Consider the following 25,888-nt stretch of genomic DNA (forward strand, 5'->3'; position numbering starts at 1 on the left):
TTTTCTTCTTGCATGCTTGTATAGACAAATTCCTGAGGCGGCTTGCTGCACCGAAGGGATGGCGAACTTCAACGCAAGGAGAAATCTCGTGAACGGCAAGCGCATCAACTGGGCACTCAGGACGATCGGCATCATCGCGGCCGCGTCGGCAACGCTCGCGGCTCCCGTGCAGGCCAAGGAATGGAAAACGGTGACGGTCGCACTCGAAGGCGGCTACGCACCCTGGAACCTCACGCTGCCCGGCGGCAAGCTGGGCGGCTTCGAACCGGAGCTGCTCGCCAACGTGTGCGAACGGATCAAGGTGCAGTGCAACATGGTCGCGCAGGACTGGGACGGGATGATCCCCGGCCTGCAGGCCGGCAAGTTCGATATCCTGATGGATGCGATTTCCATCACGCCGGACCGCGAAAAGATCCTGCTGTTCTCGCGTCCGTACGCGGCGACGCCCGCGACGTTCGCCGTCACCGACACCAAGATCCTGCCGAAGGCCGCGCCCGGCGCGCCGATCGTCAAGCTGACGGGCGACGCCAACGCGGACAAGCCCACCGTCGACGCGCTGCGCAAGCAGCTGAAGGGCAAGACGATCGGCATCCAGTCGGGCACCGTCTACACGAAATTCATCAACGACAGCTTCAAGGACATCGCGTCGATTCGCGTGTACAAGACCTCCCCCGAGCGCGATCTCGACCTCGTCGCCGGGCGCATCGACGCATCGTTCGACGACGTCACGTACTACGCGGCGAACAACGCGAAGAAGGACAACGCGTCGATCGTGCTCGCGGGTCCGAAGCTCGGCGGGCCGATCTGGGGGCCGGGCGAAGGGCTTGCGTTCCGCAAGCAGGATGCCGACCTGAAGACGAAGTTCGATACGGCGATCGGCGCGGCGCTCGCGGACGGCACGGTGAAGAAGCTCGCCGACAAGTGGTTCAAGACCGACGTCACGCCGTAAGCGCGCATTGGGCCGCCGCCGCGTAAGCGACACGCGCGGCGGCCGGCATCCTGCCGATTCACTCAACGCTTGCCGGGAGGCACGCATGGCGATTCTTGAAATGCTCGGCTTCGGAACCGAAGGCTGGGGCGGCGTGCTGCTGCTCGCCGCGCTGATGACGGTGGCGCTGACGCTCGCCGCGCTCGCGGTCGGCGCGGTGATCGGCGCGGCGATCGCGGCGGCCAAGCTGTCGCGTTACCGCAGCGCCCGGCTGCTCGGCGACCTGTACACGACGGTATTTCGCGGCGTGCCCGAACTGCTCGTCATCTATCTGTTCTACTTCGGCGGCTCGACGCTCGTCACGGCCGTCGGCCAGTGGTTCGGCGCGGAAGGATTCATCGGCGTGCCGCCGTTCGTGATCGGCGCGCTCGCGGTCGGGATGATTTCGGGCGCCTACCAGGCGGAGGTCTATCGCGCGGCGGTGCTCGCGGTGTCGAAGGGCGAGCTCGAGGCGGCACGCTCGATCGGCATGCCCCGCAGCATGGTGCTGCGCCGCATCCTGGTTCCGCAGGTGCTGCGCTTCGCGCTGCCCGGTATCGGCAACGTATGGCAATTGAGCCTGAAGGACTCGGCGCTGATCTCGGTCACCGGCCTGGCCGAGCTGCTGCGCACGAGCCAGATCGCCGCCAATTCGACCCACCAGTACTTCGTGTTCTTCGTCGCGGGCGGTGCGCTGTACCTGCTGATGACGGGCTTGTCGAACCGCGTGTTCAACCGGGCGGAAGCGATCGTCGGCCGGTCGTTCCGCCGCAATTTCGCGCGCAACTGACGGAGAACGCGCATGTCCATCGATTTCGGCTTTCTCCTCGATACGCTGCGCCAGCTGCTCGCGGCCGTGCCGACCACGCTCGGGCTGTTCTTCGCGTCGCTCGTGCTCGGCGGCCTGCTGTCGCTCGTGATCGTTACGATGCGCGTGTCGCCGCACTGGCTGCCGAACCGTTTTGCGCGCGCGTACATCCTGGTGTTTCGCGGCTCGCCGCTGCTGATCCAGATGTTTCTCGTGTATTACGGGCTCGGCCAGTTCGGCGTGATCCGCGAGAGCTTCATGTGGCCGCTGCTGCGCGAACCTTATGTCTGCGCGGTCCTGTCGCTCGCGCTGTGCACGGCCGGCTACACGGCCGAGATCCTGCGCGGCGGGCTGATGGCCGTGCCGGTCGGGCAGATCGAAGCCGGTTACTCGATCGGTCTGTCCGGTTTCGCGCTGTTGCGGCGCGTGATCGGCCCGATCGCGCTGCGCCAGTGTCTGCCCGCGTATTCGACCGAGGCCGTGCTGCTCGTCAAGTCGACCGCGCTCGCGAGCCTCGTCACCGTGTGGGAGGTGACGGGCGTCGCGCAGCAGATCATTCAGCAAACCTATCGGACGACCGAAGTGTTCGTTTGCGCCGCCGTCATCTATCTGGGCCTGAACTTCATCGTCGTGCGCCTGCTCGGCGCGCTCGAATGGCGGCTCTCGGCGCACCTGCGTGCGCCGAAGCCGTCCAGTGCGCCCGCGTCGGCCCGCAATGCCCGGCGCGTCGCCTCCTGAGCGCGCCATTCCTTCCTGGAGAATTCGATGAACACCGCTGCTCCCGTTGCGCTGTCGGTCAAGAACATCCACAAGTCGTTCGGCGATCATCATGTGCTGAAGGGCATTTCGCTCGACGCGCATGAGGGCGACGTCATCTCGATCCTCGGCGCGAGCGGATCGGGCAAGAGCACGTTCCTGCGCTGCCTGAACCTGCTCGAGACCCCCGACGACGGCTCCGTCGCGCTCGCGGGCGAGGAACTGGCGATGAAGCGCGCGCGCGACGGCAAGCTGCACCCGAGCGACCGCCGCCAGGTCGACCGGATCCGTTCGCAGCTCGGCATGGTGTTCCAGAACTTCAACCTGTGGTCGCACATGACGGTGCTCGACAACCTCGTCGAAGGGCCGCTGCGCGTGCAAAAGCGCAGCCGCGCCGAAGCGGTCGAGGAGGCCGAGGCGCTGCTGGCGCGCGTCGGCCTCGCGGACAAGCGCGGCTACTATCCTGCCCACCTGTCGGGCGGGCAGCAGCAGCGCGTCGCGATCGCCCGCGCGCTCGCGATGCATCCGAAAGTGATGCTGTTCGACGAACCGACGTCGGCACTCGACCCCGAGCTGGTCGGCGAGGTGCTGCGCGTGATGCGCTCGCTCGCGGAAGAGGGCCGCACGATGCTGGTCGTCACGCATGAAATGGGCTTTGCGCGGCACGTGTCGAATCGCGTGATGTTCCTGCATCAGGGCGAGGTCGACACGGACGGGACGCCCGACGCGGTCTTCGGCGGCCAGACCTCCGAGCGCTTCCGGCAATTCGTGTCGAGCCACCACGACCGCACCACCAACTGAGGCCGTCATGACCGTATTCCGCGCGGCACGGCCGCTCGACTGGCGCCAGGTTGCGGCGGTGGCGGCAGGCGCGCCGCTGGCATTGACCGACGACGCCCGCGCGCGCGTCGTCGCCGCTCGCGAACTCGTCGACGAAATCGTCGCGCGCGGCATTCGCGCGTACGGCGTCAATACGGGGGTCGGCGCGCTGTGCAACGTGATCGTATCGCCGGCCCAGCAGAGCGAGCTGTCGCGCAATATCCTGATGAGCCACGCGGTGGGCGTCGGCGTGCCGCTCGGTGCGGCGGAAACGCGCGCGATCATCGCGGCGGCGATCAACAATTACGTGCACGGGTATTCGGGCGTGCGGGTCGACGTCGTCGAGCAGCTCGTCGCATTGCTCGAGCACGATTGCCTGCCCGAAGTGCCGGCGCACGGGTCGGTCGGTTATCTGACCCACATGGCTCACGTCGCGCTCGTCTGCATCGGTCACGGTCATGCGCGCCATCGCGGCGAGCGCATGCGCGGCGACGAGGCGCTGCGCCGTATCGGTCGCGAGCCGCTCGTCCTCGGCGCGAAGGAAGGGTTGAGCCTCGTCAACGGGACGCCGTGCGTCACCGGCCTGGCCGCGCTCGCCCTCGCGCGCGCGGAACGGTTGCTCGACTGGGCCGACTGGATCGCGGCGATGAGCTTCGAGAACCTCGGCGGGCAACTCGCGTCATTCGATCCGGCGTCGCTCGCGCTGCGGATTTCGCCGGGCATCGGGCAGGTCGGGGCGCGCTTGCGTGCGCTGCTGGCGGGCAGCGGGATGCTGTGCGCGGCGAGCGGCCGGCATACGCAAGATCCGCTCAGCCTGCGCACGATTCCGCACGTGCATGGCGCGGCGCGCGACGTGTTCGCCGTGACGGCGGAGGTGGTCGATCGCGAGCTCGCGTCCGTCACCGACAATCCGATCGTCGCCGGCACGCGGGAGGCACCCGTCGCGCATTCGCAGGCCCATGCGGTCGGTGCGGGTATCGCGCTCGCGATGGACAGCCTCGCGGCCGCGATGGCCCAGGTCGCGGCGATCGCCGAGCGGCGTCTCGACCGGCTCGTGAATCCGCTCGTCAGCGGGCTGCCGGCGTTTCTCGCGACGCCGGGCGGCAGTTGTTCCGGTTTCATGATCGCACAGTACACGGCGGTCGCGCTGGTCGCGCAGAACCAGCGGCTCGCGGCGCCGGCGAGCCTCGACGGCGGTATCACGTCGGGGCTGCAGGAAGATCACCTGTGTCATGCGACGCCGGCCGCGCTGAAGGCGCTCGACATCATCGAGAATACGACGCGCGTGCTCGCGATCGAACTGCTGGCCGCCGCGCAGGCATACGACCTGCAATCGGGCGAAACGGGGCGGGCCGCGTCGACCGATGCGTTGTGGCGGCAGGTGCGCGAACGCGTGCCGGCGTATCACGACGACCGGCCGCTCGCGGACGATATCGCGATCGCGGCAGGCATCGTCGCGGGCGTGCCGCCGTCGTTGCAGTGACGATGACCGGGCGCGGCGAATCATCCAATTTTCATTCGGTCGAGGGCGCATGAACGAAACGGAACGCGAACTTTCCGCCCGGCCGGCGCGTGCACTGCCGGCCTATCAGCAGATCAAGCGCTACGTGGTCGAACGGATCGCGAAGGGCGACTGGAAGCCCGGCGGCGCGATTCCCACCGAGGCCGAACTGGTCAAGGAATTCGGCGTGGCCCGGATGACGGTGTCGCGCGCGCTGCGCGAACTGACGGCCGAACGCGTGCTGACCCGCATCCAGGGAGCCGGCACGTTCGTCGAACGCCGGCATTACGAATCGACGGTGCTCGAAATCCGCAACATCGCGGACGAGATCGCGGAGCGGGGCCATCGGCACAGCGCGCGGGTGCTGCTGATCGAGCGCAGCGTCGACCCGGAAGCGATCGATGCGCTCGGGCTGCGGTCGGGGCCGGTGTTTCACTCGCGCATCGTGCATTTCGAGGAAGACGAGCCGATCCAGTTCGAGGATCGCTACGTCAATCCGGTCTTGTTTCCCGACTATCTCGAGCAGGATTTCACGCTCGAGACGCCGAATCACTACATGGTGCGACTGGCACCGATCCAGCGTGCCGAGTTCAGGATCTACGCGGAGAAGCCCAATGCGCAGGTGCGTCGGCACCTCGTGATGGAAATCGGCGAGCCGTGCCTGTTGCTGCGGCGCCGTACCTGGGTGGGCGATCACGTCGCGACGTCGGTGCAGCTTTGGCATCCGGCATCGCGGTTTCATCTGGCGGGCCGCGTCTAGGGGCGGCCGGGCTGGCATGCAGCGGCGTCGTGCGGGCCTGTGGTGTGAACGAGTTCGGGGAAACGGGCAGATCCGGCTGTCGGTCATGCGCCCGGAACCCGGTTGAAGACGACACGGGTTCCGGGCAGTGCCGGTCGCTAAGCGGGCGGCGGCACGATGCGCACGGTCATTTCGCCGCGCGCCGGCCGACGGCGCCGAGCACCGCCACGAAGGCCGCTTCGTCCGCACGCAGGCCGCGCGGCGTCCGCTCGACCGCGAGCGCGGCGAGCGCACCCGCCTCGAAGGCGTCCAGCACGGCCGGATGGATGTAGCAGCGCCGGCACACGGCCGGCGTGTTGCGCAGCAGGTCCGCCACCGCGCGCACGGTCTCGACGATCTGCTTGCGCGCGTGCGTGATGCCGCGGTGCTCCACGCGCCGCAACAAGCCGAGTGCGTGCACGCTGCCGGCCCAGGTCCGGTAATCCTTCGCGGTGAAATCGGCGCCGCCGGCGTCACGCAGGTAGTCGTTCACGTCGGACGAGCCGACCGGATGGCGCGCGCCGTCATCGTCCACGTACTGGAACAGCTCGTGACCGGGCAGCTCCGCGCAGCGCCGCACGATCCGCGCGACCCGCGCGTCGTCGACCGTCACGTCGTGTTCGATCCCGCTCTTGCCGGCGAAGCGCAGCCGCACCTGGCCGGGCTGGATCTTCAAATGGCGCTTGCGCAGCGTCGTCAGCCCGTACGAGCCGTTTTCCCGCGCGTATTCGGCGTTGCCGATCCGTGCGAGCGTGGTGTCGAGCAATCGGACGATCGTCGCGACGACCTTGTCGCGCGGCATGCCCGGCAACGCCAGATCACGCGCGACGCGCGCGCGGATGCGCGGCAGCGCCCGCGCGAAGGCGGCCATCCGCGCGTACTTGTTCGCGTCCCGCGTCTCGCGCCACAGCGGGTGATAGCGATACTGCTTGCGCCCGCGCGCGTCGCGGCCGGTTGCCTGCAGATGTCCGCGCGGGTCCATGCAGATCCATACGTCGGTGTACGCGGGTGGAATCGCAAGCGCGTCGATGCGGGCGATTTCGTCGGCGTCGCGAACCCGCGCACCGTCAGGTCCGTAATAGGCAAAGCCGTGGCGGAGCCGCCGGCGCGTATAGCCGGGGCGACGGTCGTCGACATGACGCAGGGGCCCGCCGGGCATGCGCGCATTCGGCCGCGATGGCGTGCGTTTCGTCATGCCGCGGCGCGTCGATCGACGCGTGTGCCGATCCGCGTATCGCCGGGCCGTGTTCCGGGAGGGCATCCTGCACGCATGTTCTGCTCCTGCTCGTTCGTCGGTTCGAGCCCCGGGGAGCAAGAATCGTGCGCCGTTCCCGGCCCGGCTGCGGCCGCGATACCACGCGTGCGAACGAACACACGATGACGAAGGCGGCATTCGGCGGATTCGCCGAACGGAACATGGCGTGGCGGGCGAGTGCGTCGCAAACGCGGCCAGGGCCGGCTGTAACGGGCGGGGCGTGCGTTTAGGTGTTTATACGTATGCCGATTCCGATATCGCCTCAATCCAATATTTCATTGGAAGGTTATCGGACTTGTTCCTAGACTGATGCGGGGCATGCAGACCGGGCCGGCCGAACGCGCTGGCCGGCACCGGCCCCGCACCGCGTTCGCGCCATGCAGAATCAGAACAGCGCCGCGGCAGACAATTACATCATCGGAGACGGACCATGACATTCATCAGGAAGCTGGCGGCCGGTGCGCTCGTCGCCGCGGCGACGGTATGGGCGCCGGGCACGTTCGCCCAGCAGAAGCCGATCACGCTCGGGTTCTCGCAGGTCGGCGCGGAAAGCGCGTGGCGCACCGCGAACACCGTGTCGGTGAAGAGCGCGGCGAAGGATGCCGGCATCAACCTGAAATTCTCCGACGCGCAGCAGAAGCAGGAGAACCAGATTCGCGCGATTCGCTCGTTCATCGCGCAGAAGGTCGACGTGATCGCGTTCTCGCCGGTCGTCGAATCGGGCTGGGAGCCCGTGCTGACCGAAGCGAAGGCCGCGCACATCCCGGTGATCCTGACCGACCGCGCGGTCGACGTGAAGGATCCGTCGCTGTTCGTGACGATGATCGGCTCGGACTTCCTCGAGGAAGGGCGCCGCGCGGGCCACTGGATGGAAGAGCGCTACAAGAACGACCCGGGCCCGATCAACATCGTCGAGCTGCAGGGCACGGTCGGTTCCGCGCCGGCCAACGACCGGCGCGCGGGCCTGCTCGAAGTGATCAAGAACAATCCCAAATTCAAGGTGATCGCGTCGCAGAGCGGCGACTTCACGCTCGCCGGCGGCAAGCAGGTGATGGAAGCGTTCGCGAAGACCTACGGCAAGCAGATCAACGTCGTCTACGCACACAACGACGACATGGCGCTCGGCGCGATCCAGGCGATGGAGGAAGCCGGGATCAAGCCCGGCAAGGACGTGAGCGTCGTGTCGTTCGACGCGACGAAGGGCGGCTTCCAGGCGATGATCGCCGGCAAGATCAACGTCGACGTCGAATGCAGCCCGCTGCTCGGCCCGCAACTGATGAGCGCGGTGAAGGACGTCGTCGCCGGCAAGACGCTGCCCAAGCGCATCGTCACGAACGAGACCGTGTTCCCGATGAGCGTCGCCGCGCAGGTGATGCCGACCCGCAAGTACTGACCGGCCGGGCAGGTCCGGCTCGGGCCGCCGCATCGCGGCCGCCCGAGGATCGCAACCGCTTCGAGGGAGGCTGCATGGAGAGTCCGCCGGTGGTCGAGATGATCGGCATCGACAAGTCGTTTCCGGGCGTCAGCGCGCTGCAGCGCGTGAACTTCCGGCTGTTTCCGGGCGAGATCCACGCGCTGATGGGCCAGAACGGCGCGGGCAAGTCGACGCTGATCAACGTGCTCACCGGCGTGCATGCGCACGATGCAGGCGAGATTCGCGTCGGCGGCCGGCCGGTGCGCTTCGCCGCGCCGCGCGAGGCCGAGGCGGCCGGCATCCAGACGCTCTACCAGGAAGTGAACCTGTGCGCGAACCTGTCGGTCGCGGAGAACATCTTCGCGGGCCGGCAGCCGATGCGGCGCGGCGCGATCGACTGGAACGCGATCCATGCGCGCTCGCGCGCGGCGCTGGCCGAGCTCGACCTGTCGCTCGACGTCACGCGCTCGCTCGATGCGTATCCGATCGCCGTCCAGCAGATGGTCGCGATCGCGCGCGCCGTGTCCGTCGACGCGCGCGTGCTGATTCTCGACGAGCCGACGTCGAGCCTCGACGACGGCGAGGTCGCGCGGCTGTTCGACGTGCTGCGCCGGCTGAAGGCGTCGGGCATTGCGATCCTGTTCGTCACGCACTTTCTCGAGCAGACCTATGCGGTGTCCGACCGGATCACCGTGATGCGCAACGGCGAGCGCGAAGGCGAGTATCTGGCACGCGACCTGCCGGTCGATGCGCTGGTCGCGAAGATGACCGGCCGCGAACGGATGTCCGACACGCTGCAAGCCGGCGCGGCGGCCGTCGAGCGCACGGCCGGCGGCGCCGCGCCGTTCCTGTCGATGCAGCAGGTCGGCCGGCGCGGGATGATGAGTGCGCTCGATCTCGACGTGCGTCCGGGCGAAATCGTCGGGCTGGCCGGGCTGCTCGGCTCGGGGCGCACCGAAACCGCGCAGCTGGCGTTTGCCGCCGAGCGTGCGGACACCGGCGCGATCGAGATCGACGGCGCGCGCACGCGGCTCGCGTCGCCGCACGATGCGGTCCGGCACGGCATCGCGTACTGTCCGGAGGATCGCAAGAAGGAGGGCATCGTCGCCGCGCTGTCGATCCGCGAGAACATCATCCTCGCGCTACAGGCGCGACGCGGCTGGTGGCGGCTGATCAGGCGCGCGCGGCAGCGCGAGATCGCCGAGACGTACATCGCCCGGCTCGGCATCAAGGCGCGCGATGCGGAGCAGCCGATCGGGCTGCTGTCGGGCGGCAACCAGCAGAAGGTGCTGCTCGCGCGCTGGCTCGCGACGGCCCCGAAGCTGCTGATCCTCGACGAGCCGACGCGCGGCATCGACGTCGCCGCGAAGTTCGACATCATGGAGCGCGTGCTCGCGCTGTGCGCGACCGGGCTCGCGATCCTGTTCATCTCGTCGGAGATCGGCGAGGTGGTGCGCGTGAGCCACCGGATCGCGGTGCTGCGCGACCGGCGCAAGGTCGCCGAACTGACCGGCGCCGACGCTTCCGAGGAGCAGGTGTACCGGCTGATCGCGGGAGGCCAGTCATGACGCGGCTGCGCACGCTGTTTCGTCATCCGCTCGCGTGGCCGGTGCTGACGCTCGTACTGCTGCTGGCGCTCGACGTCGCGTATCGTCCGGGTTTCCTGTCGATCGCGCTGCTCGACGGTCACCTGTTCGGCGCGCCGATCGACATCCTGAACCGCGCGGCGCCGCTCGTGCTCGTGTCGCTCGGCATGACGCTCGTGATCGCGACGCGCGGGATCGACATCTCGGTCGGCGCGATCGTCGCGATTGCCGGCGCGGCCGCGGCGATCGTGCTCGATGCGGACCCGTCGCGGGTCGGCCTGGCGCTCGCGGCCGCGCTCGGTGTCGGGCTGCTGGCCGGCGCGTGGAACGGGCTGCTCGTCGCGTTCGTCGGGATGCAGCCGATCATCGCGACGCTGATCCTGATGGTGGCCGGCCGCGGCGTCGCGCAACTGCTGACGGGCGGTCAGATCATCCCGATCGGCGCGCCGGGCTACCTCGCGCTGGGCGGCGGTTATCTCGCGACCGTGCCGTGCGCGGTGTGGATCGCGGCCGCGACGATCGCGGCGACCGCGCTGCTGGTGAACCGCACGGCGCTCGGGCTGTTCATTCGCGCGATCGGCGTGAACCCGGTCGCGACGCGGCTCGTCGGGCTGCGCTCGGGCGCGGTCGTGTTCGGCGTCTATCTGTGTTCGGGCGTGATGTCGGCGCTGGCCGGCATCCTTGCGAGCTCGAACGTGCGCAGTGCGGACGGCAACAACGCGGGGCTGCTGCTCGAACTCGACGCGATCCTCGCGGTGACGCTCGGCGGCACGTCGCTGCTCGGCGGCCGCTTCAGCCTCGCCGGCTCGGTACTCGGCGCGCTGATCATCCAGACGCTCACCTACACGACCTATTCGATCGGCGTGCCGCCGGAGGCGACGCTCGTCGTCAAGGCGGTCGTCGTGATCGTCGTGACGCTGATCCAGTCGGACGCGGCGCGTGCGCTCGTCGTCCGGTTCGCGTCGCGACTGCTGCCTGCCGCGCGTTCGCGCGCCACCACCGGAGCGACGCCGCGATGAACCGATTCCTCGCACGGCTTGCCGATCCGCGCACGCTGCCGATCGTCGTGACGATCGTGCTGTTCGCCGCGCTGTTCGGCTTCGGGTCCGTGATGTACACGGGCTTCTTCTCGATGCAGGTGCTGACCGGGCTGCTCGTCGACAACGCATTCCTGCTGATCGTCGCGATCGGGATGACCTTCGTGATCGTGTCGGGCGGCATCGACCTGTCGGTCGGCTCGGTCGTTGCGCTGACAACGATCTTCTGCGCGGTCGGCGCCGAGCGGCTGCACTGGCCCGTATGGGTGATCGTGCCGCTCGTGCTCGCGTTCGGCGCGCTGTACGGCGCGGCGATGGGCGCGCTGATCCATTACTTCCGTCTGCAGCCGTTCATCGTCACGCTGGCCGGGATGTTTCTCGCGCGCGGCGCGTGCTTCCTGATCACGACGCAGTCGATCACGATCAACGAACCGGTGTTCCATGCGATCGCGGGCATCAGCGTGCCGGTCGGCGGCGGGATGCTGAGCGCGGGCGCGCTGATCGCGCTCGCGACGCTGGCCGTCGCGATCTACGTCGCGCATTTCACGCGCTTCGGCCGCAACGTGTATGCGATCGGCGGCAACGAGCGCTCGGCGCTGCTGATGGGGCTGCCGGTCGCGCGCACGAAGATCGGCGTCTACGCGCTGAGCGGCTTCTGTTCGGCGCTCGGCGGCGTGGTGTTCACGCTGTACGTGCTGTCGGGTTACGGGCTGCAGGCGCAGGGGATGGAGCTCGACGCGATCGCCGCGACCGTGATCGGCGGCACGCTGCTGACGGGTGGCGTGGGCTACGTGATCGGCTCGGTGTTCGGCGTCGGCATCCTCGGCACGATCCAGGTGCTGATCACGTTCGACGGCACGTTGAGTTCGTGGTGGACGCGAATCGTGATCGGCGCGCTGCTGTGCGTGTTCTGCGTGCTGCAGCGCGTGATCGAGCGGCATGCGACACGGCGGCGCACGGGCGGCACGGGGCTCGGTGCGCGGCCGGCCGGGACGGGCGAGGATGCGGCGCTGGTATCGGCGACGATGCGGCGCGTGTAGCGGATCGCGCGACAACGCGTGCGGCGCGGCGGCTCGACAGGTCGACGCCGCGCGTCGCGTCATGCGCGAACGCCGACGCGGTATTGCGTGGTCTGCCGATAGACGGCGCCCGGTTGAACGATGACGTCGTCGCGCAGGTCGGCCATGTTGACCTGATCCGGAAAGCCGCCGGCCTCGACGCACAGCGCGGCGTGTCGCGCGCAGCGCGTGCCGCCGGTCACGCGCACGCCATCCAGATAGTTGCCCGTATAGAGTTGCAGGCCGCGCTGATCGGTCGACACGATCAGCTCTCGGCCGCTTTCCGGATCGTAGATGGTCGCGACCGGCCTGACCGCGTGCGCGCCGTCGCGCAGCACGAAGCAGTGATCGAAACCGCGCGCCCGCGCGAGTTGCGCGTGCGGCCAGTCGAGGCGCGCGCCGAGCGGCGCGCTCTGCCGGAAGTCGAACGCCGTGCCGGTCACATCGGCGGTGCCGGTCGGGATCAGCGCGTCGTCGACTTCGAGGAACGCGTCCGCGTCGATGCTCAGCACGTGGCCGCGTACGTCGCTGCCCGCGCGGCCGCTGAGGTTGAAGTAGCTGTGATTCGTCAGGTTGAGCGGCGTGGGCGCGTCGGTGACGGCGATGTAGTCGATCGTCAGCGTGCCGTCGTCGTCGAGCGCGTAGCGAACCTGCACGCTCACGTTGCCCGGAAAGCCGGCGTCGCCTTCGGGCGAATCGAGCTGCAGCGTCAGCCCGCCGCCATCGTCGACGACCGCCCAGCGCTGGCGGTGAAAGCCGTTCGCGCCGCCGTGCAGCAGGTTGTCGCGCTCGTTGCGATCGAGCCGGTAGTCGACGCCGTCGAGCGTGAAGCGCGCGCCGGCGATCCGGTTCGCCCACCGGCCGATCGTCGCGCCGAGGTAGACGCCCGAATCGACGTATTCGGCGGGCGTGTCGTGCGCGAGCACGATATCGGCGAAGCGTCCGGCACGGTCGGGTGCGAGCCACGACACGACGGTCGCGCCGAGATCGCTGACGACCACGCGCATCCCGTGCGCGTTGCGCAGCGTATAGCGCCGCACCGCGTCGCCGTCGGGCAGCGTGCCCCACGGCTCGGCATGCACGCGTGCGGCGCCGGGCGCCCGGTGGAGAGAGTCGGTATCGATATGCATGGGCGGATTCGATGGGTAAAGGCGGCTTCAATGCGCGGCGATCGCGCGTTCCTGGTATTCGCGCGGCGTGCAGCCGAGTTCGCGCCGGAACACCGCGTACATGTACTGGAGCGACGTGAACCCGCAGCGGATCGCGACTTCGGCGCTCGACGCCTGCCGGCCGGCGAGCAGCGCCTGCGCCGCTTCGAGCTTGTGGCGCAGGATTTCCTGGTGCACGGTGCGCTGCAGTTCGCGCCGGAAGTGTTCCTCGAGCAGCGAGCGCGACACGCCGACGTAGTCGGCGACCTGCTCGGTCTTGATGCCCTGGCACGCGTACTGGCGGATGAAATGGCGTGCACGCATCACGTACGGGCTCGTGAGCGGCTGGTGGCGTGTCGATTCGAGCACGTTGATCCCGACGGGCGGCACGAGAATCCGCCGGTCGGGAAAACGCGCGCCGCGCAGCATCTGGTGCAGCAGGTGCGCGGCGGTCCGGCCCATTTCCTCGGTGCCCTGGATCACGGACGACAGCGGGATGCGCGTCAGCGTGCGGGTGAGCGGATCGTTGTCGATGCCGATGATCGCGACCTGTTCCGGCACCGCGAGGCCGGCGATCAGGCAGGCCTGCAGCAGATGCCGCGCGCGCGCATCGGTCACCGCGATGATGCCGACGGGCTTCGGCAGCGCGTGCAGCCAGCCGATCAGCTGCTCGATCGCGTGGTTCCAGGCCGATGCGCTCGTCGACAGCCCGCGGTAGATCGGCGCGTCGAGCCCGTCCGCGCGCGCGAGCCGGTCGAACGCCAGCTCGCGCTGCTGCGCCCAGCGGTTCTGCTGCGCGACGGGCAGGCTGTACATCGCGAAGTGCGCGAGCCCGGCGCCGATCAGGTGCGTGTACGCGAGCGACACGAGCTTCGCGTTGTCGGTCGCGATATACGGCATGCCGTCCGGGTACTGCGCCGGATCCTCGTAAGACGAGCCGAGCGCGACGATCGGCAGCGGCGAGCCGGCGAGCGCGTCGGCCACGGCCGGATCGTCGAAGTCGGCCATGATGCCGTCGCCGTCGAAGTGCTCGATGCCGGCGAGCCGGCAGCGGAAATCGTCTTCGAGGAACAGGTCCCACACCACGCGCGTCGAGCGCAGGTACTGGCCGATGCCGCTGATGATCTCGCGGTCGTAGACCTTGTTGGCGTTGAACAGCAGCGCGATGCGGTGCGGTGTCTGGCTGGAAGGGGCGCGGGTCATCTCGGTCTCGAAGCGCGCGCCGTGCGGGGCGTCGCGCCGTTGTCTCCGGGGGCGCGGGGCGTGCCGCGCGATGGTTGGGTGTCCGGCGATTGTAGGACGGAACGCATGCCGTGCGCAGCGTGCTGGCAAGAAACGTTAAGCGTACTGCGCAATTTCGCAATTGCGGGCGGGCAGGCGCACGGGCACGATCCAGCCAGATCGAATCCGGCCCGCGTGCCCATGCGCCGCGCGCCGCACCGCAACAAGAAACCGCACGGAGACGCCATGTCGTATTTCGAACAGATTCCCGCGATTCGCTACGAAGGTCCGCAATCGGACAACCCGCTTGCCTACCGGTATTACGACCGCACGAAGCAGGTGCTCGGCAAGACGCTGGAGGCGCATCTGCGCATCGCGGTGTGCTACTGGCACACGTTCGTGTGGCCGGGCCACGACATGTTCGGCCAGGGCGCGTTCCGGCGGCCGTGGCAGCAGCCGGGCGATGCGCTCGAGCGGGCGCGGCAGAAGGCGGATGCGGCGTTCGAGTTCTTCACGAAGCTCGGCACGCCGTTCTACACGTTTCACGACACCGACGTCGCGCCGGAGGGCGACAGCCTGCGCGAGTACGTCGAGAACTTCGCGCGGATGACCGACTACCTCGGCGAGCGTCAGCAGGCCACGGGCGTCCGGCTGCTGTGGGGCACCGCGAACCTGTTCTCGCATCCGCGCTTCGCGGCGGGCGCGGCGACCAACCCGAATCCCGACGTGTTCGCGTGGGCGGCGACGCAAGTGCGTCACGCGCTCGATGCGACGCACCGGCTCGGCGGCGAGAACTACGTGCTGTGGGGGGGCCGCGAAGGCTACGAGACGCTGCTCAATACCGATCTCGTGCGCGAGCGCGAGCAGTTCGCGCGCTTCCTGTCGATGGTCGTCGAGCACAAGCACCGGATCGGCTTCACCGGCGCACTGCTGATCGAGCCGAAGCCGCAGGAGCCGACCAAGCACCAGTACGACCACGACGTCGCGACCGTGCACGGTTTCCTCACGCAATACGGATTGCAGAACGAGATCCGCGTGAATATCGAGGCGAACCACGCGACGCTCGCCGGTCATTCGTTCCATCACGAGATCGCGAACGCGTTCGCGCTCGACGTGTTCGGCAGCGTTGACGCGAATCGCGGCGATCCGCAGAACGGCTGGGACACCGACCAGTTTCCGAACAGCGTCGAGGAACTGACGCTCGCGTTCTACGAGATCCTGCGCCACGGCGGTTTCACCACCGGCGGCATGAACTTCGACGCGAAGGTGCGCCGCCAGAGCGTCGATCCGGAAGACCTGTTCCACGGCCACGTGGGCGCGATCGACGTGCTCGCGCTGGCGCTGGAGCGCGCCGCCGTGCTGGTCGAGAACGACCGGCTCGACGCGCTGCGCCGGCAGCGCTACGCGCAGTGGGACAGCGCATTCGGCCGCGAGATCCTGGCGGGCGGCTACACGCTGGAGTCGCTCGCCGCCGACGCGCTCGCGCGCGGCGTGAATCCGCAGCATGCGAGCGGCGGGCAGGAGCGGCTCGAGAACATCGTGAACCAGGCCATCTACGGGCTGCGTTGACGCCATGTATATCGGAGTCGACCTCGGTACGTCCGGCGTGAAGGCCGTGCTGCTCGACCGCGACGGTGCGGTGCGGGCCAGCGCGAGCCAGGCGCTGACGGTGAGCCGGCCGCGGCCGCGCTGGTCCGAACAGGCGCCGCGCGACTGGTGGGACGCGGCGTGCGGCGCGCTGGCGGCGCTGGTCGCCGACGCGCGCGCGGCCGGCATCGATCCGCACGACATCGGCGCGATCGGGCTCACCGGGCAAATGCATGGCGCGACGCTGCTCGATGCGCGGGGCGACGTGCTGCGCCCCGCGATCCTGTGGAACGACGGCCGCGCGGACGCCGAGTGCGCGGAACTCGAGCGGCTGGCGCCCACGTTGCGTGCCGTCGCCGGCAATCTGGCGATGCCCGGTTTCACCGCGCCGAAACTCCTGTGGGTGCGCCGGCACGAGCCGGACGTATTCGCGCGGATCGCCCACGTGCTGCTACCGAAGGATTATCTGCGCTACCGGTTGACCGGCACGTTCGCGACCGACCCGTCGGATGCGGCCGGCACGCTGTGGCTCGACGTCGCGAAGCGCGACTACGACGACGGGCTCCTGGCCGCATGCGGGCTGTCGCGCGCGCAGGTGCCCGCCGTGTTCGAGGGCAACCGCATCGCCGGCACGCTGCTGCCGGGCGTCGCACGCTCGCTCGGGTTGCGCGAGATTCCGGTCGTCGCGGGCGGGGGCGACAACGCGGCCGGCGCGGTGGGCGTGGGCATCGTGCGGCCCGGCGACGCGCTGCTGTCGCTCGGCACGTCGGGTGTCTATTTCGCCGTGTCGGACGGGTTTCGCGCGAATCCCGAATCGGCGGTGCACAGTTTCTGTCATGCGTTGCCGCACACCTGGCACCTGATGTCGGTGATGTTGAACGCGGCCGGCTGCATCGATTTCACCGCGCAACTGGCCGGGTACGACGGCGTGGCCGCGCTGCTCGCCGACGCGCAGGACAACGCGCGCGCGGAGCGCCCGTGGTTCCTGCCTTATCTGAGTGGCGAGCGCACGCCGCACAACGACGTGAATGCGAAGGGCGTGTTCTACGGGATGACGCCCGATACGCGGCGCGCGGATCTCGCGAACGCGACGCTCGAGGGCGTCGGCTTCGCGCTGCTCGACGGGATCGACGCGCTGCATGCGGCCGGGCTCGCGCCCGACGGCATCACGGTGATCGGCGGCGGCTCGCGCAGCGCGTACTGGACGCAGATGCTCGCCGACCTGAGCGGCCGCGCGCTGACCTTGCGCGCGGGCGGCGAAGTCGGCCCGGCGCTCGGCGCCGCGCGGCTCGCGCATCTCGCGCTCGAACCGGAGGCGCCGCTCGACGCCGTGTGCCCGCAGCCGCCGGTCGTCGCGGTACGGGAGCCCGACATGGCGCGCCACGCGTGGTATCGCGACGCGCGGCGTCCGACGTTTCGCGCGTTGTACCGGGCGCTCGAACCGGTGTTCGCGGCAGGCGCGTAACGCGCCGCACGAAGCCGTGCCGCGCGGTGGCAAGACGATGGGCGAGCGGCTTCGGCGGCCGCCCGGCGTTCGTGACGTTGTCCAATAAAGAGAGGAATGGAGACATGAAATCCGTGAAACGTCGTACCGTATTGAATGCACTGGCCGGCGCCGCCGCGCTGGCGGTCCTCGCGCTGGGCGCGCCGCTCGCGCACGCGAGCAAGGACAAGCCGGAAATCGGCTTCTGCATCGACGACCTGCGCGTCGAGCGCTGGTCGCGCGACCGCGACTATTTCGTGGCCGCCGCCACGAAGCTCGGCGCGAAAGTGTCCGTGCAGTCCGCGGACGCGAGCGAGGAGCGGCAGATCTCGCAGATCGAGAACCTGATCTCGCGCGGCGTGGACGTGATCGTGATCGTCCCGTTCAATTCGAAGACGCTCGGCAACGTGGTGGCCGAGGCGCGCAAGGCCGGCATCAAGGTGGTGTCCTACGATCGGCTGATCCTCGACGCCGACGTCGATGCGTACATCTCGTTCGACAACGAGAAGGTCGGCGAACTGCAGGCGCAGGGCGTCGTCGACGCGAAGCCGAAGGGCAACTACTTCCTGCTCGGCGGCGCGCCGACCGACAACAACGCGAAGATGCTGCGCGAAGGGCAACTGAAGGTGCTGAAGCCGGCGATCGATCGCGGCGATATCAAGGTCGTCGGCCAGCAGTGGGTGCCGGAGTGGAGCGCGTCGACCGCGCTGCGGATCGTCGAGGATGCGCTGACCGCGAACAACAACCGGATCGATGCGATCGTCGCGTCGAACGACGGCACCGCGGGCGGCGCGATCCAGGCGCTCGCCGCGCAGCATCTGGCCGGCAAGGTGCCGGTGTCCGGGCAGGATGCGGATCTCGCCGCCGTCAAGCGCGTGATCGCCGGGACGCAGACGATGACCGTCTACAAACCGCTCAAGCTGATCGCGAGCGAAGCGGCGAAGCTCGCGGTGGATCTCGCCAAGGGCACGAAGCCCGCGTTCAACGCGCAGTACGACAACGGCAGGAAGAAGGTCGACACGGTGCTGCTGCAGCCGACGCTCCTGACCAAGCGCAACGTCGACGTCGTCGTGAAGGACGGCTTCTATACCCAGGCACAGCTGGCGAGCCAGTAACGGCGCGGTGCGCGGGCGGCCCACCGGCGCGTCCGCGCGCACACTGCGAGGCATGAGCGAATGACCGAACCCTTGCTGACGATGCGCGGCATCGTCAAGGAATTCGACGGCGTGAAGGCGCTCGACGGCATCGACCTGATGGTGCGGCCGGGCGAGTGCGTGGGGCTGTGCGGCGAGAACGGCGCGGGCAAATCGACGCTGATGAAAGTGCTGTCGGGCGTGTATCCGCACGGCACGTGGGACGGCGAGATCCGCTGGGAGGGCGCGCCGCTCGTCGCGTCCGGCGTGCGCGACACCGAGCGTGCGGGCATCGTGATCATCCACCAGGAATTGATGCTCGTGCCCGAACTGTCGGTGGCCGAGAACATTTTCCTCGGCAACGAGATCACGCTGCCGGGCGGGCGCATGAACTTCGCGGCGATGGTGCAGCGTGCCGAGGCGCTGCTGCACGAACTGCGGATCGACTCGATCAACGTCGCGCAGCCGGTGATGAACTATGGCGGCGGGCACCAGCAACTGATCGAGATCGCGAAGGCGCTGAACAAGCGCGCGAAGCTGCTGATCCTCGACGAGCCGTCTTCGTCGCTGAGCGCGTCCGAAACGCGCATCCTGCTCGACATCGTGCGCGACCTGAAGCGCCGCGGCGTCGCGTGCGTGTACATCTCGCACAAGCTCGACGAGGTCGAGGCGGTGTGCGACACCGTAACCGTGATCCGCGACGGCCGTCACGTCGCGACCGAGCCGATGCGCGCGCTGACGACCGACCGGATCATCGCGATGATGGTCGGCCGCGAGATCCGCGACCTGTATCCGCGCGAGCCGCACGACATCGGCGACGTCGTGCTGGAAGCGCGCCACGTGACCTGCCGCGACGTGACGAATCCGCGCCGCAAGCGGGTCGACGACGTGTCGTTCAGCGTGCGGCGCGGCGAGATCCTCGGCGTCGCGGGGCTCGTCGGCGCGGGCCGTACCGAGCTGATGCAGGCGATCTTCGGCGCGTACCCGGGCGCGTGCACGGCGACCGTGCTGATGAACGGCCGGCCGTTGTCGATCCGGACGCCTGCCGATGCGATCCGCGCCGGCATCGCGATGGTGCCCGAGGACCGCAAGCGTCACGGCATCGTGCCGCAGCTCGGTGTCGGCCACAACATCACGCTGGCGGTGCTGCGGCGCTTCGCGGTGCGCGGCCGGATCGACGCGGCGGCCGAACTGGATGCGATCCGCACCGAGATGCAGCGGCTGTCGGTGCGCGCCGCGCATCCGTTCCTGCCGATCGCGAGCCTGTCCGGCGGCAACCAGCAGAAGGCCGTGCTCGCGAAGATGCTGCTGGCCGAGCCGCAGGTGCTGATTCTCGACGAGCCGACGCGCGGCGTCGACGTGGGCGCGAAGGCCGAGATCTACCAGCTCGTGTTCGCGCTCGCGAAGCGCGGCGTCGCGCTGATCGTCGTGTCGTCGGAAATGCCGGAGGTGCTCGGGCTCGCCGATCGCGTGCTGGTGATCGGCGAAGGCGAGCTGCGCGGGGATTTCGTCAACGAAGGCCTCACGCAGGAACAGATCCTCGGCGCCGCGCTGAAATCCGGCCGGCGGCCGACCGAACCCACCGCAGCGAGTGCGACATGAATCCAGAACTTTCCTCTTCCACCCCGGCGACGCAGGACGCGGAGGCGCGCCGTTCAAGCGGCCACGACGCGGCGCACGCCGCGGGCCGCCCGACCGGCAGCCAGCTTCGCCAGGTCTTCGTGCGCTACAAGATCCTCGCGCTGCTGCTCGCGGTCGCGGCGATCTGGGCCTTCTTCTCGGTGCTGACCGACGGCGCGTTCGTCACGCCGCGCAACGTGTCGAACCTGCTGCGGCAGATGTCGATCACCGGCATGCTCGCCTGCGGGATGGTGTTCGTGATCATCGCGGGCGAGATCGACCTGTCGGTCGGCTCGCTGCTCGGGCTGCTCGGCGGCGTCGCGGCGATCCTCGACGTGAACCGCCACTGGCCGGTCGCCGCGACGGTGCCGGCGGTGCTCGCGCTCGGCGTGCTGATCGGGCTCTTCAACGGCTGGTGGTCGACCTATCGGCGCGTGCCGTCGTTCATCGTCGGGTTGGGCGGGATGCTCGCGTTTCGCGGGATCCTGCTCGGCGTGACGGGCGGCTCGACGATCGCGCCGGTGTCCGACGGCTTCGTGTTCCTCGGGCAGGGCTACCTGCCGCGCATGGCCGGGGACGGCCTCGCGCTGCTGCTGTTCGCGCTCGTCGCGCTGCTGGTCGTGCGCCAGCGCGGCACGCGGCGACGCTATCGCCTCGCGGTCGCGCCGCCGTGGCAGGACGCCGTCAAGATCGTGGGCGCGGGCGCGGTGCTGTTCGCGTTCGTCGCGACGCTCGACCGCTACGGCGGCATCCCGGTGCCGGTGCTGCTGCTGCTCGCGCTGCTCGGCGTCTTCTCGTGGATCGCGACGCAGACCGTGTTCGGGCGGCGCATCTACGCGGTCGGCTCGAATCTCGAGGCGACGCGACTGTCGGGCGTCGACACCGACCGCGTGAAGCTTGCGATCTTCGCGCTGATGGGGCTGATGTGCGCGTTCGCCGGCATCGTGAACACCGCGCGGCTCGCGGCCGGCTCGCCGTCCGCGGGCACGATGGGCGAACTCGACGCGATCGCCGCGTGCTTCATCGGCGGCACGTCGATGCGCGGCGGCTCGGGCACCGTGTACGGCGCGCTGATCGGCGCGTTGGTGATGGCGAGCCTCGACAACGGCATGTCGATGCTGGACGTCGACGCGTACTGGCAGATGATCGTCAAGGGCGCGGTGCTGGTGCTGGCGGTGTGGATCGACGTGGTGTCGCGGTCGAACCGGCGGTGACGCAGCGTGCGGCTGCCCGTCAACGGGAGAGGGACATGAAACGGAACACGGTGCCGATGCCCGGCATCGCCATGCTGGCGGCGCCGGCGCACGGAGCGCCGGCCGTCGAACCGGGCCGCGGGCCGGTGCTCGGCCTGGGCGATCCGCGCGACCGCCGGATCATCGCGGATGCATTGCGCACGCTGTTGCGCGAGCGCTCGGAAGCGCTCGCGTTCGCGATGCGCGTCGCGCGCGAGCACGATCGGCCGACGCCGGACGCGAACGATTTCGCGCTGACCGACATCATCCGGCTCGCGCGCATCGTCGAGCGCGCGGAGCGCGTCGGCGGCGCCGTGAACGAGGTTGCGCACGAGGGCATGCGCTGACGCGCGGAACGGGGGGCGCAACACCGTCCGGGCGGTCGGCATGACTCGACGCGCGGATCGTTACGGCAGCGGCGCACCCCACGCCGCGGTCACGTCGCCGCCGAGCCGCCATTCGCTGAACGGGCGGCGCGGCGCGATGATCGCGGGCAGCCGGCGATCGCCGAAGCGTGCGTAGTACGGCTCGACCCAGCTCAGTTCGTCGCGGAACGTCCACGGGAACAGGTCCTGCCTGACCGGCGTGATCTTCCTGAAGCTGTCGGGGTTCTCCACCGCGTCGATCACGAGGTTGGCCAGGCGGCCGATCGCGCCGCCGTTCTCGCGGTACAGGTCAATCTTGCGCCGGTGCACGAGCTCCGCCGCGAACACGAGCGGCAGCAGCGCGAAGGTGTGATAGTGCAGCGCGCGGTTGCCGCGCTTGACTTCCCGCGCCAGCGAACCGTCCGCGGCGATGTCGCGGATTCCTTCGCGCACGCGCAGCAGGCCCGAGTCGATCAGGCTCGCGTTGTCGGTCACGGTACCGATGGCGATCAGGTCGAGGCCCGCCCAGTACACGAGGTTGTTGTGCAGGCGGTTGATTGCCTCCGAATCGCGGGTGGCGATCGCGATGCGTTCGAGCCACGGGTCGATCGCGTTGAATGGCGCGCGGTTCGCTTCGCGCACGCCGGGCGGCATGCGCAGGATCACCATCGCGAAGTCGGTGCCGGCCCACGAACGCTCGAAATATCCCTGATAGCCGGAGATCTTGCCCATCAGCGCATCCGATTGCGCCCAACTGTCGAGCAGCGTCAGCGCGCACGACCAGTCGGCGCGTTCCGCCGCGGCGTTCAGCTTCGCGACGAAATCGCGCATCGGCTTCACGTCGCGCGCGTAGCCGGTCGGGTCGTCGTAGTAACCGGGCGGATCGATCGTCCGCACCGGGGCGGGCACGTCGCAGGCGCGGCTCGCGGACGCGGCGCCGAGCAGCGCAGCGGCGGCGAACAACGCGACGGAGAGTCTTCGGAAGGCAATGGCGCGCATGCTGTCCTCGGGGCAAGGGGCGGGAGTGTCGAGCCGAAGGCAGTCTAGCGCTTGGTTCTTTCAGCGGCCTTTCCCGATGACGACCGTTGCCGTCCGGCGCGACGCGTCGTATTCGCGCGGGTCCCGGCGTCGTATGCTTTACGTTATCCTGTCGCCCTCGACCGCATGCCCGATCCGATGAAGCGTCCGCCGTTCTCCACTCAACTCGTCATGCTCTGGGCGCTCGTCGCGGCGCTCTGCGCGACGCTGGTCGCGGTCGTCTGGGTCATGGCCAGTTCCGCCGAAGGGCAGCAGATCGCCGGTGCGCGGGCCGCGGGCGCAGCGGCCTGCGAAGCGGTCGCGTCGCGTTACGATACGTCCGCGCCGGCCGGCGCGCAGCCGGATGCCGCGCTGATGCATGCGATCCTCGATATCGTCCTCGCGCGCGCGCCGGCCATGGAAGGCGGTTTCTGGACGGCGGGCGGCGGCGCCGCGGCGAGCGGTTTTCTCGCGTATTCCTTTCCCACCTATCAGGGCAGCGGCATCAAGCGCGACGTGCCGGACGCGGAAACGCCGCTGATTCTCCGCACGCTGCGCGCGGCCGCCGCGACGCGCGCCGCGACGTCGAACGCCGTCGAGGGCGCGCAGGACGCCGTGATCGCGGCGGCGTGTCCCGTCCGCGCCGGATCGGGCCTGTTCGTCTGGATGCTGACGCGCGCCCGCCCGCCGCTCGGCCGGCACGGCGAGCTGCTGGCGCTGGGCCTCGCCGGCGTGCTCGCGGTGATTCTCGCGATCGCGGCGGCGCTGGCCATCGGATTGCGCCGCTGGAAGCGCAATCTCGCGCGGATCGAGACCGGGCTCGGGCCCGACGGTCGCGAACCGCACCTGCCTTACGTCGGCGAGTCGGATCTCGACCGGATCATCGAGGCGTTCAACGCGCGCGCACGGCGTGCCGAACAGCTGCAGCAGCAGGCTGCCGAACTCCGCACGCGGCTCGCGCAGGCGGAACGCTTCGGGATGCTGGGCAAGCTGGCCGCCCAGGTCGCGCACGAGATTCGCAACCCGATGGGCGCGATGCGGCTGAAAGCCGAAAACGCGCTGGCCGGCGACAGCGGGCGGCAGCAGGATGCGCTGCGCGTGATCCTGGCGCAGATCGAACGCATCGATGCGCAACTGTCCGGCCTGCTTGCGCTGACGCAGCCGGTCAGCCCGCATGCGACGCGGGTCGATGTCGACGTGTGGCTCGCGCAGGTCGTCGACGCGCACCGCGAGCTGGCGCAGCGTCGGTCGATCGAGCTAGTATGGTCGCGCGGCGAGCCTCGCGAACGCGTGGCGGAGCCCGCCGGTTTCCCCGTGTTCGATCCCGACCAGATGCGCCGCGCACTGGACAACCTGGTGCTCAATGCGCTGCGCCATGCCGGCGACGGCGGCGCGGTCACGCTGGCCGCCGCGCGTCGCACCGATGCCGGACGCGACTGGCTGAGGATCACCGTGTCGGATACCGGCCCCGGCGTTCCCGCCGAGCAGCGCGACCGCATTTTCGAGCCGTTCGTGACGGGACGGGCGGACGGCACGGGCCTCGGTCTTGCGGTCGTCCGCGAAGTGGCCGCGGCGCACGGCGGCCAGGCCTGGCTCGACGACGTGCCGCGCGGCGCCTCCTTCGTCATTGAAATCCCATGGCAACCATCCTCATAGTCGACGACGACGCGGCGTTTCGCGACGGCCTGGCCGAGACGCTCGCCGATCTCGGCCATCGCGTCATCGAAGCGGAGGCCGGGCAAGCGGCGTTGAGCGTGCTGCGCGATGGCGTCCGCGTCGATTGCATCTTTCTGGATTACCGCCTGCCCGACCTGGACGGGCTCGCGGTGCTCGCGCAATTGCGCGACGATCCCGCGCTGGCCGCGATTCCGGTCGTGATGCTGACCGCCCATGCGACCAGCGACAACACGATCGACGCGATGCGGCTTGGCGCGTTCGATCACCTGACCAAGCCGATCGGGCGTCGCGACATCGCGCAACTGCTCACGCGCGTCGTGTCCGCGAACACGCCGCCGGCGGCCGCCGAGCCGCACGGCGACGGGTTCGGGCGCGAACCCGTGTCGACCCGCCCCCGGCTGCTGGGCGTGAGCGCCGCGATGCGCGACGTGCAAAAGCAGATCGGCCGCGCCGCGACGAGCGACGCGACCGTACTCGTCACCGGCGAGACGGGTACCGGCAAGGAAGTGGCGGCCCGCGTGCTGCATGCGGCGTCGGCGCGGCATGCGCAGCCGTTCGTCGCGGTCAACTGCGCGGCGATTCCGGCCGATCTGCTCGAAAGCGAATTGTTCGGGCATCGTCGCGGCGCGTTTACCGGCGCGCATGCCGATCGCGCCGGACGGCTCGTCGAGGCCGACGGCGGCACGCTGTTTCTCGACGAGATCGGCGACATGCCCGCCGCGATGCAGGCCAAGCTGCTGCGCGCGCTGCAGGAGCGCCAGGTGACGCCGCTCGGCGCGGATCGTCCGACGGCGATCGACATTCGCGTGGTGGCCGCGACGCACCGCGATCTTGCCGCGGCGGTCGCGAACGGCACGTTTCGCGAAGATCTGTTCTATCGCCTGAACGTCATTCCGCTGCACTTGCCGCCGCTCGCGGAGCGCGTGGCCGACATCCTGCCGCTGGCCGCGCATTTCCTGGCGGGGGCGGCAGGCGCGCGCCCGTTGCACCTGACGAACGACGCGCAGCGGGCGTTGCTCGATCATCGCTGGCCCGGCAACGTCCGGGAACTGCGCAACGTGATGGAGCGGGCGGCCGCGCTGGCGCCCGGGCCGGCCATCGGTGCGGCCGATCTCGGGCTGGCCGCCGTGCCCGCGCTTCAGAACGGCAGCGACACGCTCGCGCTGCCGGCCTCGCTGTTCGACCTGCCGTTGCCCGATGCGCTGGCGGCGGTCGAGCGCGCCGCGATCCTGCGCGCGCTCGAGCGTGCGAACGGCAATCGCGCGGAGGCCGCGCGGCAGCTCGGTATCGGCCGGCAATCGCTCTACGCGCGCATGGCTCATCTGGGGATCGAGCGCGACGACTAGCCGCGCCGATGTGACTGTCGGAATCTCCGACAACGGCGGGTGAAACATGTCGGGAATCCCGACACGTCCCGCACGGTCCG

The 25,888-nt window shown here is 69.3% G+C and carries 22 protein-coding genes; 18 read left to right on the forward strand and 4 right to left on the reverse strand.

Going from position 1 to position 25,888, the window contains the following annotated elements:
• The first annotated feature begins 88 nt into the window (after positions 1–88).
• From WJ12_RS19905 to hutC, 6 genes are all read left to right on the forward strand, one after another.
• A complete protein-coding gene (locus tag WJ12_RS19905; protein WP_059562511.1) occupies positions 89–949 on the forward strand; it encodes a transporter substrate-binding domain-containing protein in 861 nt (286 codons plus the stop codon).
• An 85-nt stretch (positions 950–1,034) separates the two neighbouring features.
• A complete protein-coding gene (locus WJ12_RS19910) occupies positions 1,035–1,757 on the forward strand; it encodes an ABC transporter permease (protein ID WP_006405306.1) in 723 nt (240 codons plus the stop codon).
• 12 nt (positions 1,758–1,769) lie between these two features.
• A complete protein-coding gene (locus tag WJ12_RS19915; protein ID WP_034191852.1) occupies positions 1,770–2,513 on the forward strand; it encodes an ABC transporter permease in 744 nt (247 codons plus the stop codon).
• Positions 2,514–2,540: 27 nt separating this feature from the next.
• Positions 2,541–3,332 carry an ABC transporter ATP-binding protein gene (locus WJ12_RS19920; protein WP_059562514.1) on the forward strand — a complete coding sequence of 264 codons (792 nt, stop codon included), beginning with the start codon at positions 2,541–2,543 and terminating at the stop codon, positions 3,330–3,332.
• Positions 3,333–3,339: 7 nt separating this feature from the next.
• Positions 3,340–4,833, forward strand: coding sequence for an HAL/PAL/TAL family ammonia-lyase (locus WJ12_RS19925; protein ID WP_034191850.1), 1,494 nt, complete (start codon positions 3,340–3,342; stop codon positions 4,831–4,833).
• 49 nt (positions 4,834–4,882) lie between these two features.
• On the forward strand, positions 4,883–5,611 hold the full coding sequence (hutC, locus tag WJ12_RS19930) for a histidine utilization repressor (RefSeq protein ID WP_034191849.1): 729 nt from the start codon (positions 4,883–4,885) through the stop codon (positions 5,609–5,611).
• Positions 5,612–5,777: 166 nt separating this feature from the next.
• Here the strand turns inward: hutC and WJ12_RS19935 are convergent, their stop codons facing one another.
• Positions 5,778–6,824: a DNA topoisomerase IB gene (locus WJ12_RS19935; RefSeq protein ID WP_059562517.1), complete on the reverse strand. Its 1,047-nt coding sequence runs from the start codon at positions 6,822–6,824 to the stop codon at positions 5,778–5,780.
• Between the two features lie 490 nt (positions 6,825–7,314).
• Here WJ12_RS19935 and WJ12_RS19940 point away from each other — a divergent pair, with 490 nt between their 5' ends.
• From WJ12_RS19940 to yjfF, 4 genes are all read left to right on the forward strand, one after another.
• Positions 7,315–8,277, forward strand: a complete 963-nt coding sequence (locus WJ12_RS19940; protein ID WP_006405299.1) for an ABC transporter substrate-binding protein — start codon at positions 7,315–7,317, stop codon at positions 8,275–8,277.
• A 74-nt stretch (positions 8,278–8,351) separates the two neighbouring features.
• Entirely contained in the window at positions 8,352–9,866 is a 1,515-nt protein-coding gene (locus WJ12_RS19945; protein WP_059562520.1) for a sugar ABC transporter ATP-binding protein, read from the forward strand.
• Positions 9,863–10,903, forward strand: coding sequence for an ABC transporter permease (locus tag WJ12_RS19950; protein ID WP_049029265.1), 1,041 nt, complete (start codon positions 9,863–9,865; stop codon positions 10,901–10,903). Before WJ12_RS19945 ends, WJ12_RS19950 begins: the two co-directional genes overlap by 4 nt.
• Entirely contained in the window at positions 10,900–11,961 is a 1,062-nt protein-coding gene (gene yjfF / locus WJ12_RS19955; RefSeq protein WP_059562523.1) for a galactofuranose ABC transporter, permease protein YjfF, read from the forward strand. Before WJ12_RS19950 ends, yjfF begins: the two co-directional genes overlap by 4 nt.
• A 59-nt stretch (positions 11,962–12,020) precedes the next feature.
• Here the strand turns inward: yjfF and WJ12_RS19960 are convergent, their stop codons facing one another.
• Positions 12,021–13,109: an aldose epimerase family protein gene (locus WJ12_RS19960; protein WP_059562526.1), complete on the reverse strand. Its 1,089-nt coding sequence runs from the start codon at positions 13,107–13,109 to the stop codon at positions 12,021–12,023.
• A 27-nt stretch (positions 13,110–13,136) separates the two neighbouring features.
• The gene (locus tag WJ12_RS19965; protein ID WP_059562529.1) at positions 13,137–14,330 is read right to left on the reverse strand and encodes a XylR family transcriptional regulator; all 1,194 of its coding nucleotides are present in this window, start codon (positions 14,328–14,330) and stop codon (positions 13,137–13,139) included.
• A 264-nt stretch (positions 14,331–14,594) separates the two neighbouring features.
• Between WJ12_RS19965 and xylA the strand changes: the two genes are divergently transcribed.
• From xylA to WJ12_RS19995, 6 genes are all read left to right on the forward strand, one after another.
• Positions 14,595–15,917 carry a xylose isomerase gene (xylA, locus tag WJ12_RS19970; protein WP_049036408.1) on the forward strand — a complete coding sequence of 441 codons (1,323 nt, stop codon included), beginning with the start codon at positions 14,595–14,597 and terminating at the stop codon, positions 15,915–15,917.
• Positions 15,918–15,921: 4 nt separating this feature from the next.
• Positions 15,922–17,400, forward strand: coding sequence for a xylulokinase (xylB, locus tag WJ12_RS19975; RefSeq protein ID WP_059562532.1), 1,479 nt, complete (start codon positions 15,922–15,924; stop codon positions 17,398–17,400).
• Between the two features lie 104 nt (positions 17,401–17,504).
• On the forward strand, positions 17,505–18,533 hold the full coding sequence (xylF, locus tag WJ12_RS19980; RefSeq protein WP_059562535.1) for a D-xylose ABC transporter substrate-binding protein: 1,029 nt from the start codon (positions 17,505–17,507) through the stop codon (positions 18,531–18,533).
• A 60-nt stretch (positions 18,534–18,593) separates the two neighbouring features.
• The gene (xylG, locus tag WJ12_RS19985; protein ID WP_059562538.1) at positions 18,594–20,153 is read left to right on the forward strand and encodes a D-xylose ABC transporter ATP-binding protein; all 1,560 of its coding nucleotides are present in this window, start codon (positions 18,594–18,596) and stop codon (positions 20,151–20,153) included.
• Positions 20,150–21,385 (forward strand): sugar ABC transporter permease, encoded by a 1,236-nt coding sequence (locus tag WJ12_RS19990; RefSeq protein ID WP_034191840.1) that lies wholly within the window; start codon positions 20,150–20,152, stop codon positions 21,383–21,385. Before xylG ends, WJ12_RS19990 begins: the two co-directional genes overlap by 4 nt.
• A gap of 35 nt (positions 21,386–21,420) precedes the next feature.
• Positions 21,421–21,750: a hypothetical protein gene (locus WJ12_RS19995; RefSeq protein ID WP_049036627.1), complete on the forward strand. Its 330-nt coding sequence runs from the start codon at positions 21,421–21,423 to the stop codon at positions 21,748–21,750.
• A 60-nt stretch (positions 21,751–21,810) separates the two neighbouring features.
• Here WJ12_RS19995 and WJ12_RS20000 read toward each other — a convergent pair whose 3' ends face one another.
• Positions 21,811–22,767 carry a mannuronate-specific alginate lyase gene (locus tag WJ12_RS20000; protein WP_082744794.1) on the reverse strand — a complete coding sequence of 319 codons (957 nt, stop codon included), beginning with the start codon at positions 22,765–22,767 and terminating at the stop codon, positions 21,811–21,813.
• Positions 22,768–22,944: 177 nt separating this feature from the next.
• Between WJ12_RS20000 and WJ12_RS20005 the strand changes: the two genes are divergently transcribed.
• Positions 22,945–24,441, forward strand: coding sequence for a sensor histidine kinase (locus WJ12_RS20005; protein ID WP_069245806.1), 1,497 nt, complete (start codon positions 22,945–22,947; stop codon positions 24,439–24,441).
• Positions 24,423–25,808, forward strand: coding sequence for a sigma-54-dependent transcriptional regulator (locus WJ12_RS20010; RefSeq protein WP_059562544.1), 1,386 nt, complete (start codon positions 24,423–24,425; stop codon positions 25,806–25,808). The genes WJ12_RS20005 and WJ12_RS20010 overlap by 19 nt, the downstream gene beginning before the upstream one ends.
• Positions 25,809–25,888: the final 80 nt, after the last annotated feature.

The sequence above is a fragment of the Burkholderia seminalis genome, from assembly GCF_001718535.1.
GTDB lineage: Bacteria > Pseudomonadota > Gammaproteobacteria > Burkholderiales > Burkholderiaceae > Burkholderia > Burkholderia seminalis.

Coding starts and splice junctions, on each gene's coding strand:
- WJ12_RS19910 (WP_006405306.1), top strand. CDS start 1,035: ATGGCGATTCTTGAAATGCTCGGCTTCGGAACCGAAGGCTGGGGCGGC.
- WJ12_RS19915 (WP_034191852.1), top strand. CDS start 1,770: ATGTCCATCGATTTCGGCTTTCTCCTCGATACGCTGCGCCAGCTGCTC.
- WJ12_RS19920 (WP_059562514.1), top strand. CDS start 2,541: ATGAACACCGCTGCTCCCGTTGCGCTGTCGGTCAAGAACATCCACAAG.
- WJ12_RS19925 (WP_034191850.1), top strand. CDS start 3,340: ATGACCGTATTCCGCGCGGCACGGCCGCTCGACTGGCGCCAGGTTGCG.
- hutC (WP_034191849.1), top strand. CDS start 4,883: ATGAACGAAACGGAACGCGAACTTTCCGCCCGGCCGGCGCGTGCACTG.
- WJ12_RS19935 (WP_059562517.1), bottom strand. CDS start 6,824: ATGACGAAACGCACGCCATCGCGGCCGAATGCGCGCATGCCCGGCGGG.
- WJ12_RS19940 (WP_006405299.1), top strand. CDS start 7,315: ATGACATTCATCAGGAAGCTGGCGGCCGGTGCGCTCGTCGCCGCGGCG.
- WJ12_RS19945 (WP_059562520.1), top strand. CDS start 8,352: ATGGAGAGTCCGCCGGTGGTCGAGATGATCGGCATCGACAAGTCGTTT.
- WJ12_RS19950 (WP_049029265.1), top strand. CDS start 9,863: ATGACGCGGCTGCGCACGCTGTTTCGTCATCCGCTCGCGTGGCCGGTG.
- yjfF (WP_059562523.1), top strand. CDS start 10,900: ATGAACCGATTCCTCGCACGGCTTGCCGATCCGCGCACGCTGCCGATC.
- WJ12_RS19960 (WP_059562526.1), bottom strand. CDS start 13,109: ATGCATATCGATACCGACTCTCTCCACCGGGCGCCCGGCGCCGCACGC.
- WJ12_RS19965 (WP_059562529.1), bottom strand. CDS start 14,330: ATGACCCGCGCCCCTTCCAGCCAGACACCGCACCGCATCGCGCTGCTG.
- xylA (WP_049036408.1), top strand. CDS start 14,595: ATGTCGTATTTCGAACAGATTCCCGCGATTCGCTACGAAGGTCCGCAA.
- xylB (WP_059562532.1), top strand. CDS start 15,922: ATGTATATCGGAGTCGACCTCGGTACGTCCGGCGTGAAGGCCGTGCTG.
- xylF (WP_059562535.1), top strand. CDS start 17,505: ATGAAATCCGTGAAACGTCGTACCGTATTGAATGCACTGGCCGGCGCC.
- xylG (WP_059562538.1), top strand. CDS start 18,594: ATGACCGAACCCTTGCTGACGATGCGCGGCATCGTCAAGGAATTCGAC.
- WJ12_RS19990 (WP_034191840.1), top strand. CDS start 20,150: ATGAATCCAGAACTTTCCTCTTCCACCCCGGCGACGCAGGACGCGGAG.
- WJ12_RS19995 (WP_049036627.1), top strand. CDS start 21,421: ATGAAACGGAACACGGTGCCGATGCCCGGCATCGCCATGCTGGCGGCG.
- WJ12_RS20000 (WP_082744794.1), bottom strand. CDS start 22,767: ATGCGCGCCATTGCCTTCCGAAGACTCTCCGTCGCGTTGTTCGCCGCC.
- WJ12_RS20005 (WP_069245806.1), top strand. CDS start 22,945: ATGAAGCGTCCGCCGTTCTCCACTCAACTCGTCATGCTCTGGGCGCTC.
- WJ12_RS20010 (WP_059562544.1), top strand. CDS start 24,423: ATGGCAACCATCCTCATAGTCGACGACGACGCGGCGTTTCGCGACGGC.